This is a genomic window from Micavibrio aeruginosavorus ARL-13 (genome assembly GCF_000226315.1).
GTDB lineage: Bacteria > Pseudomonadota > Alphaproteobacteria > Micavibrionales > Micavibrionaceae > Micavibrio > Micavibrio aeruginosavorus_B.
Genome location: NC_016026.1, coordinates 1,735,343 through 1,750,979, shown reverse-complemented (window position 1 = coordinate 1,750,979; position 15,637 = coordinate 1,735,343). Strand labels below are relative to the sequence as shown.

At 55.0% G+C, this 15,637-nt stretch carries 17 protein-coding genes and 1 tRNA gene; 6 read left to right on the top strand and 12 right to left on the bottom strand.

Annotation, left to right across the window (positions count from 1 at the left end; all coding sequences use genetic code 11):
- Positions 1-191: 191 nt before the first annotated feature.
- From MICA_RS08310 to hrcA, 5 genes are all read right to left on the bottom strand, one after another.
- A complete protein-coding gene (locus MICA_RS08310) occupies positions 192-698 on the bottom strand; it encodes a hypothetical protein (RefSeq protein WP_014103291.1) in 507 nt (168 codons plus the stop codon).
- Positions 699-724: 26 nt separating this feature from the next.
- Positions 725-1,237, bottom strand: a complete 513-nt coding sequence (locus MICA_RS08305; RefSeq protein WP_014103290.1) for a hypothetical protein — start codon at positions 1,235-1,237, stop codon at positions 725-727.
- A gap of 61 nt (positions 1,238-1,298) precedes the next feature.
- Entirely contained in the window at positions 1,299-1,931 is a 633-nt protein-coding gene (gene grpE, locus MICA_RS08300; protein WP_014103289.1) for a nucleotide exchange factor GrpE, read from the bottom strand.
- A 42-nt stretch (positions 1,932-1,973) separates the two neighbouring features.
- Complete coding sequence (locus tag MICA_RS08295; protein WP_014103288.1) at positions 1,974-2,798, bottom strand: hypothetical protein; 825 nt, start codon at positions 2,796-2,798, stop codon at positions 1,974-1,976.
- Positions 2,799-2,918: 120 nt separating this feature from the next.
- On the bottom strand, positions 2,919-3,959 hold the full coding sequence (hrcA, locus tag MICA_RS08290) for a heat-inducible transcriptional repressor HrcA (RefSeq protein ID WP_041794507.1): 1,041 nt from the start codon (positions 3,957-3,959) through the stop codon (positions 2,919-2,921).
- 204 nt (positions 3,960-4,163) lie between these two features.
- On the opposite strand from hrcA, the gene rph reads away from it, so the two are divergent.
- From rph to hemW, 3 genes are read left to right on the top strand one after another with little or no spacing between them, the layout of a single operon-like run.
- A complete protein-coding gene (gene rph, locus MICA_RS08285) occupies positions 4,164-4,895 on the top strand; it encodes a ribonuclease PH (protein WP_014103286.1) in 732 nt (243 codons plus the stop codon).
- 5 nt (positions 4,896-4,900) lie between these two features.
- Positions 4,901-5,488 carry an RdgB/HAM1 family non-canonical purine NTP pyrophosphatase gene (rdgB, locus tag MICA_RS08280; RefSeq protein WP_014103285.1) on the top strand — a complete coding sequence of 196 codons (588 nt, stop codon included), beginning with the start codon at positions 4,901-4,903 and terminating at the stop codon, positions 5,486-5,488.
- Positions 5,485-6,654: a radical SAM family heme chaperone HemW gene (hemW, locus tag MICA_RS08275; RefSeq protein WP_014103284.1), complete on the top strand. Its 1,170-nt coding sequence runs from the start codon at positions 5,485-5,487 to the stop codon at positions 6,652-6,654. The genes rdgB and hemW overlap by 4 nt, the downstream gene beginning before the upstream one ends.
- On the opposite strand, the gene MICA_RS08270 is transcribed toward hemW, so the two are convergent.
- Entirely contained in the window at positions 6,655-8,220 is a 1,566-nt protein-coding gene (locus MICA_RS08270; RefSeq protein WP_014103283.1) for a hypothetical protein, read from the bottom strand.
- A 126-nt stretch (positions 8,221-8,346) separates the two neighbouring features.
- Between MICA_RS08270 and MICA_RS08265 the strand changes: the two genes are divergently transcribed.
- Genes MICA_RS08265 through MICA_RS08255 form a run of 3 tightly spaced genes read left to right on the top strand, consistent with a single transcriptional unit; the run spans position 8,347 to position 12,157 of the window.
- Complete coding sequence (locus tag MICA_RS08265) at positions 8,347-11,214, top strand: helicase-related protein (RefSeq protein ID WP_236619885.1); 2,868 nt, start codon at positions 8,347-8,349, stop codon at positions 11,212-11,214.
- Positions 11,214-11,618, top strand: a complete 405-nt coding sequence (locus MICA_RS08260; protein ID WP_014103281.1) for a Rap1a/Tai family immunity protein — start codon at positions 11,214-11,216, stop codon at positions 11,616-11,618. Before MICA_RS08265 ends, MICA_RS08260 begins: the two co-directional genes overlap by 1 nt.
- Entirely contained in the window at positions 11,618-12,157 is a 540-nt protein-coding gene (locus tag MICA_RS08255) for a hypothetical protein (protein WP_014103280.1), read from the top strand. The genes MICA_RS08260 and MICA_RS08255 overlap by 1 nt, the downstream gene beginning before the upstream one ends.
- A 28-nt stretch (positions 12,158-12,185) precedes the next feature.
- Here the strand turns inward: MICA_RS08255 and MICA_RS08250 are convergent, their stop codons facing one another.
- The 6 genes from MICA_RS08250 to MICA_RS08225 all read right to left on the bottom strand — a co-directional run bounded on the left by MICA_RS08250 (position 12,186) and on the right by MICA_RS08225 (position 15,561).
- A complete protein-coding gene (locus tag MICA_RS08250) occupies positions 12,186-13,343 on the bottom strand; it encodes a permease (RefSeq protein ID WP_014103279.1) in 1,158 nt (385 codons plus the stop codon).
- Positions 13,344-13,346: 3 nt separating this feature from the next.
- Entirely contained in the window at positions 13,347-13,646 is a 300-nt protein-coding gene (locus MICA_RS08245) for a metal-sensitive transcriptional regulator (RefSeq protein WP_014103278.1), read from the bottom strand.
- 129 nt (positions 13,647-13,775) lie between these two features.
- Positions 13,776-14,411 carry an OmpA family protein gene (locus tag MICA_RS08240; RefSeq protein ID WP_014103277.1) on the bottom strand — a complete coding sequence of 212 codons (636 nt, stop codon included), beginning with the start codon at positions 14,409-14,411 and terminating at the stop codon, positions 13,776-13,778.
- A gap of 267 nt (positions 14,412-14,678) precedes the next feature.
- Complete coding sequence (locus MICA_RS08235; RefSeq protein ID WP_049782123.1) at positions 14,679-15,002, bottom strand: hypothetical protein; 324 nt, start codon at positions 15,000-15,002, stop codon at positions 14,679-14,681.
- Positions 14,999-15,349: a type II toxin-antitoxin system RelE/ParE family toxin gene (locus MICA_RS08230; protein ID WP_014103275.1), complete on the bottom strand. Its 351-nt coding sequence runs from the start codon at positions 15,347-15,349 to the stop codon at positions 14,999-15,001. Before MICA_RS08230 ends, MICA_RS08235 begins: the two co-directional genes overlap by 4 nt.
- 135 nt (positions 15,350-15,484) lie before the next feature.
- A tRNA-Pro gene (locus MICA_RS08225) sits at positions 15,485-15,561 on the bottom strand.
- Positions 15,562-15,637: the final 76 nt, after the last annotated feature.

Genomic DNA, 15,637 nt, shown 5'->3' with positions numbered 1-15,637 from the left:
AATGCAAAGGGCAGCCCGCCAGGCAGCGCCGCCCTCATTCCCTTAAGACCTGAATGTCAGGCTTTACAGAGAGGGAATATAGCACAAAGAGGGGGGCTGACCAGACCTGATGCCCCCGGAATCCCTTGATTTTTTGTGTAAAAAAGGCGGGGTTTTCCCGCCTTTTGTGAAGATCGCTGTGGATGGAGCCGTTATTGTGGGGATGGGCCGGTTTTCGGGGCTGTTTTGGCTGTCACCAGGTGCAAATCGACGATTTCCGCCCGGGTCAGGCCCAGATCCTTAACGGTGACCTTGCGGGCCACCATTTCGGCCCGAATGGCCGCGCGCAGGTCGTCGCCGACGTTGGCGATGTCGCCGCGAATGGCCTGGATCACATTCCGGGTGCGCAGGCTTTCATACGCTTCCATCCGGTCCTTTGTGGCGCGTCCGGAATATTCCGGGCCGTAATGCGGGCCGGGGTACATGGTCATGCCTTCGGAGAAACTGCGGGCGATGGATTTGAAAACATCCGTGATGCGTTTTTTCAATGGCGGCTTCGGCGCATTCATTTCGGCGGCGTGGCGTTCTTTTTGAATTTTTTCGGCACGGTCCAGAACGGCCAGTTTCGCCCCCGGACATTTTTCGTCCAGTTTTTTCAAGATGGATGCGCTCGGCAGGCTGTCAAAAAGGTCGTTGGTTGAAGCGCTGTGCGTCGACATGTCCATTCTCCGTTTAATTCAGCGTGTTAATTCAGTTGGGGCGTGGCTTTGTAATTTTGTATGGCCTTGTTAATGGCGTATTCGGCCATCGGGATCAGGGCCTGTAAAACCGGGCCGATATCTGTGCTTTCGCGTGTGCTGGCCAGCCGGATCATGGCGTTCAGGCGGCTGGACGCCGAATTGAAAATACGGCTGGCGGCGCGTTGGTCGTCGGCCGTATGGGCCAGAATGATATGAAAGTGGGGCAGGTCCTGTGGCTCGTTCACCGGAACGCGGGTGGCGTCGATAAAGGCGGATGCGGCGCTGAGTGTCGCGCTTAAAGCCGGGTTGGATTCCTTCAGGATATTATCGGTCACATCGCGCAGATAGGTGCGGCCCGTGTCCGGGTCGCGCGCGGCATCCGTTGCCCGATCAACCAGATCGGGGTCGTTGTCGGCCAGTTCATCGAGCATTTTAAAGATTTTTTCTTGCTCGCTGGCCGGGCGCGTCGCGCTGCGGGTGGACCGGGGCCCACCCTTTTTACCGGATTTTGATACCATAATATATCCCTTAGGGGTCAGAATTTACGTAAAATCGACCCTGAGTGCAAGTATTTAAAAATTACGCAGTTTTATCAATATGTCCCGGGCCGGAATCCGGGCCATCGCCGCCATCAACGGCACGGGAAACGCCCACACGGGCGGGGCGGAGCAGGCGGTCATTCAACACATATCCTGCTTCGACCAGCTGGATAATCGTACCCGCCGGTTTGCCGGGCATCGGGGCTTCGAACATCACTTCATGCTGGTGCGGGTCGAATGGAACGTTGATCGGTTCAATCTTTTTAATGCCGTTCTTTTCAAAGGCGCGCAGCATTTCGCGTTCGGTGGCTTCGACACCGACCAGCAGGTTTTTAAACAATTCGTCATTGCCGTTCTTGGCTTCTTCCGGAATGGATTCCAGCGCACGGCGCAAATTGTCGGCCACGGACAATAAATCGCGGGCGAACCCGGTGACGGCGTATTTGGTCGCATCTTCGCGTTCTTTTGCGGCGCGTTTGCGGGTGTTTTCCGCATCGGCCAAAGCGCGCAGGACATGATCCTTCAGCCGGGCGATTTCATCTTCCAGCGCGGCGCGTTCGTCCACAGGGGCGGCGTCACCACTCGTTGCGCCAGTGTCTTCACCTGTTGCGGTCGGGGCCAGCGGGTCGATGTTGGCGGGATCGTTCGGGGTGTTGTTGTTTTGATCGGTCATTGGTCTGTACTGCTTACGTATCGTTGTTGTTGTTTGTTTTTCTTATTCATTCATGCCGGGCTGACGGCCATAGATATCGACGGTGCGGCCATCAATGATAGTTGTTCCGATGGACACCGGATCTTTTCCGACAACCGTGCCCAACGCTCCGGTCTCATCGATATAGTAGGCTTGGCCGGCTTTTCCAGCGATGGTGCCAAAGCCCGGCATCGCACGATCCAGCCGTTTTAGCCCGTGTTGGGCCGCGAACTGATCCAGAGGACTGGTGATATCCGATCCAGCGGGGGCCGCAGGGATGGATAAAATCATCGTGCCTTTCGGATAGTACCAGAAAGTTAAGCCCCCGGTCGCAGAATCCGCGCCGCCTGCCGGCTTCACGCGCATTTGGCGGCGGGGCAGCAATTCCAAACGTTCTTCGTTCAAATTGACCGTGTAATAATCCATGTCATTGTTCACGGTGAAACGGATTTCGGCCACGTTGTTTCCATGCAGCAGCGCGCGGTCCAGCGGAATATCGGCATACGCATATTGGCGCGCCGTGGCGCAGGCGCCGCGATGTGTCTCCAGATTATTCTGATCAATGGTGTATCCATCAACCGTGATATCCAGATAAATCGAATTCACATTCATTTCGGTTTTCAACGGGCCGATGACCGGGCAGCCGCTGATCGCGTCTGGGGCCATCAGGCGCAGGACGGCTTCGCCCGTACCATCATCGGGGCGCAGCAGGCTGATGCTGACCGTGCGCGGGGTGATGGTTTTTACGTTTTCGTCCACTACATTGCCGGTTTCGGCCACGGCGCTGCCCGCCATGCCAATCAGCATAGCGGCGGTCAGAAATACGCGATGAAAACGGTTGAAAAACATGGTTGTTCCGCTCGTTGTAAATCGTGGGCGAATCGGTGTTGTAAACCACACGAAGCTATCGCAGGGGCGAATCGGTGTCCAGCCTTAAGGCGGCCTGTGTTTTCAATGTGTTGTGGATTGTTACCCCAGCAACCGCTCGACCACGCGGGACGTATAATCCACAATCGGGATGACCCGGCCATAATTCAGTCGGGTGGGACCAATCACGCCAATGGCGCCGATAATGCGGTCTTCGGACCGATAGGGCGAAATGACCATCGACCACCCAGAATGGCTGAACATCTGGTTTTCGGTGCCGATGTAGATTTGAATGCCTTGCGCGCCATGTGTGGCGGACAGAAGTCGCATCATCGTTTCCTGTTCCTCTAAAGCGGAGAGGAGGATGCGGGCATTCTCCAAATCTTCGACTGCGCGCACATCGTCCAGCAATTTGGATTGCCCGCGCACGATGATGACACCGTTATTTTTATCTGTTGGCAGAGCAATACCATCGCGGACCAATCGTGTGGTGATTGTATCCAACTGCGCCCGGTTTTCGGCGATTTCGCGTTCAATCAACAAACGTGCATCGCTCAATGTGCGCCCCGCTAGGCGATCGTTCAGGTAGTTGGCGGCCATAACCAGCGCCGATGATGTAATGTCGCGGTCAATATCCATGACGCGGTTTTCGACCAGCCCGTCCTGCATCACCAGAACGACCAAGGCCTGTGTATCCTTCAACCGCACGAATTGAATCTGACGGATGGGTTTGTCGGTTTTGGGGGCGATGACAATCCCTGCACTGCCCGACAGGCCGGAGATCATTGTGCTGGCTTGTTCCAATATCTGGTTTACTGAGCGGCCTGACGGGATGCAGGATGTTTCGATATATTGGCGCTCATCCGCGCTCAGATGCCCGACCTGCATCAACCCGTCGACGTAGAAACGCAAACCCTGTTGCGTTGGCATCCGCCCGGCGGAGGTGTGGGGGGCGTAAAGCAGGCCCGCTTCCTCCAGGTCCGCCATGACGTTGCGGATGGTGGCGGGGGAGATGCTAAGGCCCAGATTCATATCCATATATTGGGCAATGGTCTTCGACCCCACCGGGTCGCCCCCGGCCAGGTAGGAATCCACTATATAGCGGAAGATATCGCGCGATCGTTGGTTCAGTTCCGGGATCATGGGGGGATAATAATGTGTCCCTCCGGTATTGTCATCCCCGCGAAAGTTACCATTTTTCGTCATACCGGCGAAGGCCGGTATCCATCGGATAGGTCGTATGGACCCCGGCCTGCGCCGGGGTGACGGAGGGAGGGGAGATTGGGTGACAAAATGGACCGAATATGGTTAAAGTGCCCTCCGTTTCACTATAAAAGGACCAAAAGAATGACCAGACCTTCCGGCCGGACCCCCGATGCATTGCGCGTTGTTGAAATCATCCCGAACGTATCCAAACATGCCGAAGGGTCATGCATGGTCAAATTTGGTGATACGCATGTTCTGTGCACTGCGACGGTTGAGGAAAAGGTTCCCGGCTGGATGAAAAATTCCGGGGCCGGGTGGGTCACGGCCGAATACGGCATGCTGCCGCGGTCGACATCCAGCCGTATGGACCGCGAAGCAGCCAAGGGCAAGCAATCGGGCCGGACACAGGAAATTCAGCGTTTAATCGGCCGCGCTTTGCGCGCCGTTGTGGATATGAAGGCGTTGGGCGAACGTCAGGTGCGGATTGATTGCGACGTGATCCAGGCCGATGGCGGGACACGCACGGCGTCCATCACGGGTGGTTATGTCGCGTTGTGGATGGCCTGCGAACATTTGATCCGCATTGGCGCGTTGAAACAATCGCCCATCACGGATTCTGTCGCGGCCATTTCATGCGGTCTTTATAACGGTGTGCCGGTTCTGGATCTGGATTATATCGAAGATTCGTCCGCCGATACGGATGCGAATTTCGTTATCACCGGTAATGGCGGTATCGTTGAAATTCAAGGCACGGCGGAAAAAGATCCGTTTACCGAAGACCAATTTATGGCGTTGCTGTCGTTGGCGAAGCAGGGATGCAATGATCTGAAAGCCCTGCAATTGGCGACGAAGCAAGCGTTGAAGGCGGCGTAAACGCCATGGCTTTGCCAAAAATCGAAAAACTGGTTCTGGCCACGCATAATGCGGGCAAGGTTGCCGAAATCGGGGCGATGTTGGCCCCGATGGGCATTCATGTTGTGTCGGCGGGCGAATTGAATTTGCCCGAACCGGACGAAACCGAAACCACGTTTGTCGGTAATGCCTTGTTAAAGGCACATGCGGCGGCCAAAGTCACCAACCTGCCATGTTTGGCGGATGATAGCGGTCTGTGCGTGAATGCCTTGAATGGCGACCCCGGCGTGTATTCCGCACGCTGGGCCGGACCGGGCAAAGATTTTGCCATGGCGATGCAAACCGTGCATGACAAACTGGGCGCGGGTGATGATCGTTCGGCGTATTTCATCTGCGTTCTGGCGCTGGTGTATCCAGATGGGTCGGAATATGTGTTTGAAGGGCGCGTCAATGGCACGCTGGTCTGGCCCGCACGCGGTGTTGGCGGATTTGGGTATGATCCGATGTTTGCACCCGATGGCGAGACCCGTACCTTCGGTGAAATGACGCCGGCGGAGAAAAAGAACTATAGCCACCGCGCCATCGCCTTTGCCGCGCTGGTTGATGCGTTATGATGATCGTCCCGGATTCATCGGATTTGTTTGGCGTTTATATTCATTGGCCGTTCTGCGCGTCCAAATGTCCGTATTGCGATTTCAATTCCCATGTCCGTGAGCGCATCGACCATGCCGATTGGCGCAACGCGCTGGTCCGGGAAATTGAGCATTATGCGGGTCTGACGCGGGGGCGGCGCGTGACGTCTATTTTCTTCGGTGGCGGTACGCCATCGCTGATGGAACCGGAAACGGTGCAGGCGGCGATTGATGCGGTGGTGAAAAACTGGCACGTCGCCAACGATTTGGAAATCACGCTGGAGGCCAATCCGACGTCCATCGAAATTGAAAAATTTCGCGGGTTTCGCTCCGCTGGCGTCAACCGTGTATCGGTTGGCGTGCAATCCTTGCGCGATGACGATTTAAAATTCCTCGGGCGGTTCCATTCCGTTGAAAACGCAAAGGGCGCATTGGATATCGCGGCCAAGGTGTTTGATCGTTATACGTTCGATCTGATTTATGCGCGCCCCGGTATGACCGTGGATGCATGGCGCACGGAATTGGGTGAAGCGTTGGCCATGAATGGCGGGCACCTCTCGCTCTATCAACTGACCATCGAACCCGGCACACCATTTTTCACGCGGCACCAACGTGGCGAATTTCAAATCCCGGATGAAGACACTGCCGCTGACCTCTATGAATTAACGCAAAGCATGATGGCGGATGCCGGATTGCCCGCTTACGAAGTCTCCAACCACGCCGTGCCGGGGCAGGAATCGTTCCATAACCTGACCTATTGGCGCTATGGCGATTATGTTGGTGTGGGACCGGGGGCGCATGGGCGTTTGACATTGGATGGCGTGAAAACGGCCACACGGGCGCACCGCGCGCCGGAAATCTGGCTGGACCGGGTGCGTGATACCGGGCATGGGTCACATGATTTTGAACCTGTGCTGGCGGAATCGCGCTTGAATGAATGCGTGATGATGGGCTTGCGTCTGGATGAAGGTGTGCCCATCGCGCGCATTGAACGTGAAAGCGGTATGGATTTTTCATCCGCCATCGACCCGGTCAAAATCGCGGCCATGGTCGGTGAGGGGTATCTGGTCAAAACCGATACCCACATCATCGCCACGCCCAGCGGGCGGCAGCGGTTGAATGCGTTGTTGGGGTACCTTCTGGCCTGATTAAGGCTGTTTCATCAAACCGGGCAGGGTGGTCATATCCGTGCCATTCATCAGCATCTGACCTTCTTTGGTCAGTTCGATGTCATAGGTGCGCACGGCGCGCCCCTTTTCATCGGTGCCCGGTTGTTGCTGTCCCACCATTTGCAACATGGTCAATCCGGCCAGAACTTCGCCCATCTGTTGCTTTACAGCAGGGTCGGTGGCGGTTTCGGATTGCTTTTTCACCTCCGCGATCAATTTGTCAATCCCGGCCACTTCAATCCGGGCCTTGCCTGTGGCGCTCAGAACGCTCTGCATGTTGGCGATGACATCGCCGTTCATTTTTAAACCGTACAGGTCATTGCCAAAGCTTGTGTCCTTAATATTTACTGATGTTCCCGCATTGGTTAGAAGTTGCGGAATTAACATCATGGCTTGCAAGCCGGCCAGTTCCGCCCCGGCACCACTCTCCATGCTGCTCTTCAACGTTGAACGGCCGAGCTCGACCAGTTCGTTATACGGGACTTTTTGAATGGTGATATCGATCCGGCTTTCCGTTGGGATGGTTTCGGACTGATCCAGCTTTGGCTCAGCCATGAAGCCGTCGTAATCCAGCGACATGTTCAGGCTGACATCGTTGCTGCGGAACCCCTTCATGCCAAAGGCGGCGCTGATGGTTTGAAGGCTGAATTTTTGGGCCGGCTCTTCCCCTTTGGCAGGGGCGTTGACCTGGAAGTCATGCATGGAAAATTTTGTAAGCATGGAATCGCAGATATTGCCAACATAGCTCAGGACCAGATCATACATGCCCTGGACATGACCCGCACTGGGCACGGCACCGGTAGCCATGCTCTCGCTCATGGCGCTGATTTTGTCTTCAAAATCCTTGGCCATCGCGGGGGAAAAATCGGTAATTTCGCCAATCGCGTCGATCTTGCCGATTTTTACAAAGCCCGGCTCCTGCGGGCTTTCCACGGTGATGTTGCTGGCAGTGTAATGGCTGGGGCCGGACCAGTTGCCGTTGGCCCCTTGCTTCAGATTGATCCCGAAACGCGCCTCCGGCAGGGTGACGGTGACATCGGGGGCATTCTTTTCATCGTAAACGGTCGCAACAATATTTTTGTAGCGAGCATTTAATTGCACGAAGGTATTGATGTCGGAATGCCAGACACCACTGAGGGCCTGGTCGTCGAAGGTGACGCGAGCCTCGGGTTTTTTGTTGGCACCGATCATCGTCATCGGCTGGGGCAGGGCCCAGGTCATTTTCCACAAATTCGGCGCATCGCCCGGCGAGATATTGGCGGTGATGGTGCCAATTTCAAAGACGCTGCCATCGTCATACTGAATGCTGATATGCGGCAGGGTGGTGGCGTAATAATCGCCTGCGGCTTTAACAATAATGTCCCCCTTGGTCACCATGGTCATGTCGCCATCGGCGTTGACCGTATTTTTCTGGGTGTCCAGATAGTCGGCCACCAGTTTTTTCACCGCATCTGCCCCGGCGGGGTCCACGGCGGCGGATGCCGGGGCCGTTGAAATCATCAAAACGCTCAACAGGGACAGGGAAAACAAACGCGCGGTCATCATGGGTGCGGACTCCGATGGATTGGGAAAAACCGGGGCAAGACTAGCAGAAAGGAAACCGTGCATATAGCCCGCGAAGGGGCTTTTTCGGCTGATAATCCCGAAAAATATCGTATATCAATAGAGATTATGACAGGGACGCGAACAAATACCGCCGTACGCACACCCGGGCGGGTTTTGGCCGTTCTGGGGCCGACAAACACGGGCAAAACCTACACGGCGATTGAACGGATGCTGACGCACCATAGCGGTGTGATCGGGTTTCCGTTGCGTCTGCTCGCCCGCGAAAATTATGACCGTATTGTGGAACGCAAGGGCGTGCATGCCGTGGCGCTGGTCACCGGTGAAGAAAAAATTGTTCCGCCCCACGCGCGCTATTACGTCTGCACCGTTGAATCCATGCCGGTGGACCAGAAATTCGATTTTCTGGCCGTGGATGAAATTCAACTGTGCGGTGATCCGGAACGCGGGTTTATTTTTACCGACCGCCTGTTGCGGTCGCGCGGCATTGTTGAAACCATGTTCATGGGCGCGGAAACCATCCGCCCGTTGATGCAGGCTTTGATCCCCAATATCGAATTTGAAAGCCGTGCACGCCTGTCGCAATTGACCTATCGCGGGTACAAAAAACTGACCCGTCTGCCCAAACGCACGGCGGTGGTGGCGTTTTCGGTCGATGATGTGTACGCCAATGCCGATTTGATCCGGCGGCACCGGGGCGGTACGGCGGTGGTGCTGGGTGCATTGTCCCCGCGCACGCGGAATAAACAGGTAGACATGTATCAATCCGGCGAGGTCGATTTTCTGGTCGCCACCGATGCCATCGGCATGGGTTTGAACATGGATATTCACCATGTTGCATTGGCCGCCACGCGGAAATTTGATGGCGCGCATATCCGGTCGCTGGATAAGGCGGAGATCGCGCAAATTGCGGGTCGCGCCGGACGCCATGTCCGCGATGGTACTTTCGGGGTCACGGGTCCGGTGCCGGGCCTCGACCCGGATATGGTCGAGGCGATCGAGCATCATATCTTTGATCCGTTGCCCTTCATCTACTGGCGGAACGCCGATCTGGATTTTTCGACCATTCCGAATCTGCTCCGGTCGCTGGAGGTGGGGTCGGGGTCCAGCCTGCTGCAACGGGGCCGCCCGGCGGATGATTATGCCGCTTTGGCCCATCTGGCCCAGCGGGAGGGCATTTTACAGGCCGTTCAGGGGTCGGAGATGATCCAGCTGCTCTGGGAGGTGTGCCAGATCCCGGATTTCCGCAAAACCCTGTCCGAATCCCACCAAGCCTTTGTTGAACAGGTGTTTTTACACCTGAAAGGCCGAGGAACCTTGCCCGAGGACTGGGTGGAAACCCACATTTCCCGGCTGGATCGTGTGGATGGCGAGGTCGATTCCCTGATGGCCCGCATTGCACATATTCGCACCTGGACGTATATTACGCATAAATCGGAATGGCTGCAGAAAGCTGCCCCGTGGCAGGCACGAACACTGGCGATCGAAGATCGCCTGTCCGATGCCCTGCATGATTGTCTGACCCAGCGTTTTGTTGATCGCCGTTCGGCGGTGTTGATGCGGTCGCTGGAATCGGGTGGTCCTCTTCTGGCCGGTGTGCGGGGCGATGGCTCCGTCGTGGTCGAAGGGCACGAGGTTGGACATTTACAGGCCTTCCGTTTTATTCCAGACGAAGCCGCCGGCGGATCAGACCGCAAGGCAGTGATGACAGCGGCGCGCAGCGCCCTGAAACCGGAAATAGAGAGAAGATTAAAGATTATGCTGAATTCCGTACCGAAGCAGTTTCGCCTGACCGATGATGGTCAAATTTTCTGGCAAAAGGACGCAACCAATCCGTTGCCGGGTGAAGCAGTCGCGCGCGTGCGCAAGGGCGCATCCCTGATGAAGCCGGATGTCGATGTGATCGACAGCGATTTGCTGCAGGGGCAGGACAAGGCCGCGGTAACAGACCATATTCGTGAATGGCTGCACACCCACCATATCGCCACTGTGCTGGAACCGCTGAAAGCGCTGGAAGCCGAAGATGACAAAATCACCCCGGCCGTGCGCGGCATTGCGTGGCAGGTTTATGAAGGGCTGGGCATCGTCCCGCGTGCGCAGGTCGAAGAATTGATTGGTACGCTGACCCCGGAAGATCGCGCGGCCTTGCGTGCGCGCAAAATCCGTCTGGGCCCCGTTCTGGTGTTCCTGCCCGCGCTGAACAAACCGGCGGCGGTCCGCCTGCGTGCGCTGCTCTGGTCGCTGTGGCATGATAAATCCTTGCCCGCCGATGTGCCGAATGATGGCATGGTCTCCAAGATCATTGACGAAGCCGCGATTGACCCAGTGTATTTCCGGTCCATCGGCTACCCGGTCTATGGCGGTCGCGTGATCCGCGTCGATATGCTGGATCGTTTGATCAGCGCGATTTACGACAACGCCGTAAAGGGTGAGTTTCAGGCCAAACACGAAATGGCCGAATGGCTGGGCTGCTCCATTCCTGACCTGTACAAGGTTCTGGAATCAATGGGCCACAAGAAAGTGGAAGACAAACCGGTTGCGGTTGAAGCATCCGCTGAAACCCCGGCTGTACCGGACGCTCCGGCGGCTGAAGTAACCGCAGAATCCTTGATTGCCGAAGTGAAGGCTGATGATGCAACGGAAGCCAAAGCAGAAGAGGGCAAAGTCGAAGCAGCCGCGAAGCCGGTTCTGGCCACGTTCCGTCTGAAACGCGGCAAGGCGAATGAGTCCCGTCCGCCCCGCCGCGAACATAACCGTGAACATCATGAAAAGCGCCCGCACGGTGACCGTAAACCGGGCGGTGAAAAGAAATTCGGCGATAAAAAGCATGGCGATCGCAAGCCATTCAACAAAGGCAAAGGCGGCAAGCCGGAACCGCGTGAACGTAAAGAATATGTGATTTCCGCTGAAGCCAAAACCAAAGCGGATTCACCGTTTGCCATTTTGCAGCAACTGAAATCCGGCGACGGCAAATAATGGCCGTTCCAACCATCAAAACCCTTTTATGGGCGGCCATGATGGTTGCGGTTCTGGGCGTCGGTGCATCCGATGCCCGGTCCGAAGGGGCGCGTTTTTCCGGTGCCTATCTGCGCTATGTTTGCGGCGTGGATGGTGAAGGCAAGGAGGCGGTGCGCGGCGGCCATGCGGCGTGTCAGGCCTATATTTCCGGCGTGGTCGATTACCACAATCTGATGCTGTCCATGAAAATGGCACCCGAGGTGCGGTTCTGCCTGCCCGTCAATACATCGATGAACCGTTTGCATGCCGTGGTTCTGGCCTATCTCAACAAAAACCCGCAGCACGATACCTTTGTCGCGGCCCCGGCGGTTGTGATGGCATTGTATGAATCGTTCCCCTGTGGCGGGAAGAAGAAAAAATAATGTTCTCGCGTCGCCCGCAAAAACAATCATTTGATATACAACCTGATGAAAACGCGCGGTTTGTGCCGCGCGATTTTTACGACATTATTGTCCGCCGTTATCTTCCGGTGGTCAGCCTGACCTACATTGCCTCCATCATCGGCATCGCGTGGCGGATCGATGGGTGGGGCGGGTTCCTGCACTATCTGTTCGAAGATTCCTTCGCCTATAACACGGCGTTGTGGATGGCGGTGTTTGTATCCATCCCGGCTTTGTTCTGGATTTTCATTCGCGTGTCGGTGCGGTTTTCCGATTATGCCGATATCTGGTACAAGGGCATGGCGGGCCTGTTGTGCCTGACTTTGATCATCAGTTTGGTACTGTTCCCCGAATGGAACATGGTCACGGGCTTGCGCCTGCGCATGTTTATGGTCGCATCCATCCCGATGTTCTTCGTGCAATACTGGTTCTTCGTCCGTGGCGGTTTACCGGGCAGTGTGGCATGGCCACTGACGATTATCGCCAGCGTATTGCTGATTTATGGCTTGGTGATTGTTTAAACCCTTGCCAATGCCCTATGGAGTGATGTTAACCGCCCGCCCCGAACTGGTTCATAATCCATCCCAGCACCAGAATTTGCGGCACGGTCAGCAGCGGCAAGGACAGCGCAATCTTCCACGATTTCGTCATATCGCGCAGGACCATCATCTCGGTATAATCTGTCGATACCCCGGCCATCAGGAAGGCAAAGCCATTCCCCGGCGCGGCGGCGCGGGTGACTAGGTCGGCCCCAATCGGGGTGGACCCTTCGGAACAGACCTCAATCAACGTCGTGGCGAGCAAGGTCAGGAACAAGCCAGCAATCGTCGGCCCAAACCATGTGGCAAACGTATCCATCGGTACAAAGGTGCGGATCAACGCGGCCAAAACGATACCGAAGGCCAGCCAACGCAAAACCATTTTCCCGTCCATCCAGCCATGGCGCAGAACATCAGCGGCAAAGCTGCGGGTGAATTTGAAATGTTTCAAACGCGCTTTGGCATCGGCCATCATGTTAAACCCATCCGGTAAATTCGTTTTGTTCGGGTTTTCCGGCAATATGCCCGCCCGGGTCAGGGCCAGATACATAAAGCCCGTAACAATCGCAATGACGGCGGAGGCCAGAATAAACACCAGCGTCCATTTGAAACCGACCATGGCGATCAGGATCAGGGTGAGAGAGAAAGAGTTCCACGGGCTGGCGATCAGGAACGTCATCACCTGACCCAAACTGGCACCGCGTTCATACAATTTCGCGCCGACCATCAAAATCCCGTGGGAGCAGAGGTCGAGCAGCAATCCGGCGGCGGCCGCACGGAAAATGCCGCCAACACTATCGCCGCGCCCCAGCATCGCCGTGAAATATTCACGCGGTACGCGGCTCATTAAACCAACGACGACAAGTCCGAGAATAACGCCCCACCACATCATGCTGACCAGATCGAGAACGGCATGGCCAAAATGATGAACCAGCGGTGCGGTAATATCCAGGCTGTTGCAAATCAGGTGTGCAGACACGCCGGCAATAATAATAGAACCAGATCCCCAGAGCAGGTAATCCGGGCGTTGTTTTTCCGACGGCATCGCGCAACAGCCAGACATATCCGTCGTGCCGCCATGATCATGCCCGTGCCCATGAACATGACCCGCAGTGGCGGGGGCCGGCGTAGGGGCGAAGACATCTTTTCCGGAACAGCAATTCTTCATGATTTAATCCAGTTCAAAACGCTTAAACAGATCTTTGATCTCTTCGATCATTGTGGCGGCTTCGTCTTTGTCGCCGCTGGCAATTGTGCCGGCAACGCAGGAATGCAGATGGCGTTCCAGAATATTGGCCTCGATGGTTTTGATCGCGGCGCGAATGGCGCGCAATTGGGTGATGATGTCGGGGCAATAACGCTCCTCGGTAATCATCTTCTTCACCCCTTCAACCTGTCCGGCAATGCGGTTCAGGCGCGGAATCTGGTCCGTGTGGGCGGCGTGTTCGTGCGGGTGCGCAGTTTCAGTCATGTTCTGTCTCCATATACCCCATTATATACCCTGTGGGGGTATCTTCGTCAAGTACCCCTGCAGGGTATAAGGCCAAAAAAGCCCCCGGCTATAAACCGGGGGCTTTGCAGGCCGATGTGTTGCCGTCGCCTATTTCATGAAATGAATGACCGTGCGGCGGTTTTGCGGCTCGTGAACATCGTCCGCTGTCGGCACTTTCAGGTCATTCTGACCGTGAGCCTCCAGGTCCATCGCCGTGTTCGGGATGCCACGCTGGCTCAACGCGGCAGACACCGCCATGGCCCGGTTGGCAGACAACTGGTCATTATAATCCGCCGCGCCGGACGTGTCGGTATACCCGGCCACAATCACGGTGCTGGGTTGATACAGCGCAATGTCGGCAGCGGCTTTATCAACCATGGCATTGGCCTGCAGATCCAGAGCCGTGCTGTCCAGTGGGAAGAAGATTTCATAGCTGGACACAACTTTCGGAGGCTCGGGAGCCGGTGGCGGAGCGGGTGGGGGTGGTGGATCTGGGATTGCTACGCGGTGATACAATTTACAATCCACGTATTTTACCTCGGGCGGAAGCTCGCGGTAATTTTGGCACGGCTCGCGTTCTTCGTAATCTTTATAAATACGCAACATGCCGCGCTCTTTTTCGGAAACGCTTTGCAGGTATTGGTAATCAACGCGTTTCCATTCATATCCGGCCGCATGCGCCGCCGTCGATGCCAACAGCATCACCGCCGCCACACCGGGCAAAATATAAGATGGTCTAAACATTTTTTTATCCTTTCGATCTTCGGTGTACACCTGATATCGACCATTAAGGGTAGTACATTCAGTCTACAGGGAAACCTTAAGGATAATATTTTGGGGGATAGGTTTATTGCGCGGTTGTTGCGTTTTTCAAATTAGCTAATGAACATAGCGCAGATTTCTGCGGTATATGGCGTGTATGTGCTCGATGTTTGAATTTAATTTAAATGCGTTTGAATGCGGCCGTGGGCATAGAAAACAAGCCCCGTTATAACGGGGCTTGTTCTTTGATTATGCGGCGTCCTTAATATCGGCACCTGAGAATGATAAGCCTTCGTGCTCCATGATCTCCGCAATAATTCTAAAAAGATTTTCGGACGTCGGGTTGGACTTTTCTGTCAGCATTTGCATCAGTCCCTTACCCTTGTCAGTGCGGCCGAATTTTTCAGCCAATCCTGGAAACCCGATCGTTGCATTTACAATGTCGCGCAGCATGATGCAGGCAAGCGGTAATTGACGGTTGAACAAGCAAAGAATCGCGTTCGCCAGATGAGCTTTTAAAAACTCCCTGTCATTACGTAACTCTTCTACGATCACTTCATTTGCGTATCTCATGATATGTCTTCCTTTTTACTCAAGGCATTTTTTTGCCGTTTATAGTCTTTGAGGTAAGACTTTGCGTTTTCAATTTCCCTTTGCTGATCTTTTTTGCTGCTTCCTCCAAGCAATATGATGATGTCCTGTCCATCGTTATAGAAGTAAATGCGATAACCGGCTCCAGCCTGAATGCGTTTTTCTTTTAAACCCCCACCAAGTGATTTGACGTCGCCAGGTAGGCCGCGCTCCATGTTTAATTGAGCCATGACGACGGCTGATTTGGCTTTGGGGTCTTTGATACGTTGCAGAAACTCTTTGTAGGGTTCAACGCCGTGTTCTGTTCTATAGACTAACAGTTTAATCATCTGCTTATTTTCCTAATAGTAAGTTAAAACTTACTAATTTTTTTTCAATGAGGCAACAATTCCTTTTTTTGAATACGCAGATACGCGGCAGAGTGGGGGAATAAAAAAGCCCCCAAACGGGGGCTTTTATTTAAATGGTCGGGGCGAGAGGATTCGAACCTCCGGCCTCTACGTCCCGAACGTAGCGCTCTACCAAGCTGAGCTACGCCCCGATCCAAGCAAGGCCAGAGAGGTAGCGTAAATCGGGCCGGGCTGTCAATTGGCTTATTGAAAAACAGGCGAAAAAGA

Coding starts and splice junctions, on each gene's coding strand:
- rph (WP_014103286.1), top strand. CDS start 4,164: ATGACCAGACCTTCCGGCCGGACCCCCGATGCATTGCGCGTTGTTGAA.
- rdgB (WP_014103285.1), top strand. CDS start 4,901: ATGGCTTTGCCAAAAATCGAAAAACTGGTTCTGGCCACGCATAATGCG.
- MICA_RS08295 (WP_014103288.1), bottom strand. CDS start 2,798: ATGTTTTTCAACCGTTTTCATCGCGTATTTCTGACCGCCGCTATGCTG.
- MICA_RS08310 (WP_014103291.1), bottom strand. CDS start 698: ATGTCGACGCACAGCGCTTCAACCAACGACCTTTTTGACAGCCTGCCG.
- hemW (WP_014103284.1), top strand. CDS start 5,485: ATGATGATCGTCCCGGATTCATCGGATTTGTTTGGCGTTTATATTCAT.
- MICA_RS08265 (WP_236619885.1), top strand. CDS start 8,347: ATGACAGGGACGCGAACAAATACCGCCGTACGCACACCCGGGCGGGTT.
- MICA_RS08255 (WP_014103280.1), top strand. CDS start 11,618: ATGTTCTCGCGTCGCCCGCAAAAACAATCATTTGATATACAACCTGAT.
- MICA_RS08260 (WP_014103281.1), top strand. CDS start 11,214: ATGGCCGTTCCAACCATCAAAACCCTTTTATGGGCGGCCATGATGGTT.
- MICA_RS08230 (WP_014103275.1), bottom strand. CDS start 15,349: ATGATTAAACTGTTAGTCTATAGAACAGAACACGGCGTTGAACCCTAC.
- grpE (WP_014103289.1), bottom strand. CDS start 1,931: ATGACCGATCAAAACAACAACACCCCGAACGATCCCGCCAACATCGAC.
- MICA_RS08270 (WP_014103283.1), bottom strand. CDS start 8,220: ATGATGACCGCGCGTTTGTTTTCCCTGTCCCTGTTGAGCGTTTTGATG.
- MICA_RS08250 (WP_014103279.1), bottom strand. CDS start 13,343: ATGAAGAATTGCTGTTCCGGAAAAGATGTCTTCGCCCCTACGCCGGCC.
- MICA_RS08245 (WP_014103278.1), bottom strand. CDS start 13,646: ATGACTGAAACTGCGCACCCGCACGAACACGCCGCCCACACGGACCAG.
- hrcA (WP_041794507.1), bottom strand. CDS start 3,959: ATGATCCCGGAACTGAACCAACGATCGCGCGATATCTTCCGCTATATA.
- MICA_RS08240 (WP_014103277.1), bottom strand. CDS start 14,411: ATGTTTAGACCATCTTATATTTTGCCCGGTGTGGCGGCGGTGATGCTG.
- MICA_RS08235 (WP_049782123.1), bottom strand. CDS start 15,002: ATGAGATACGCAAATGAAGTGATCGTAGAAGAGTTACGTAATGACAGG.
- MICA_RS08305 (WP_014103290.1), bottom strand. CDS start 1,237: ATGGTATCAAAATCCGGTAAAAAGGGTGGGCCCCGGTCCACCCGCAGC.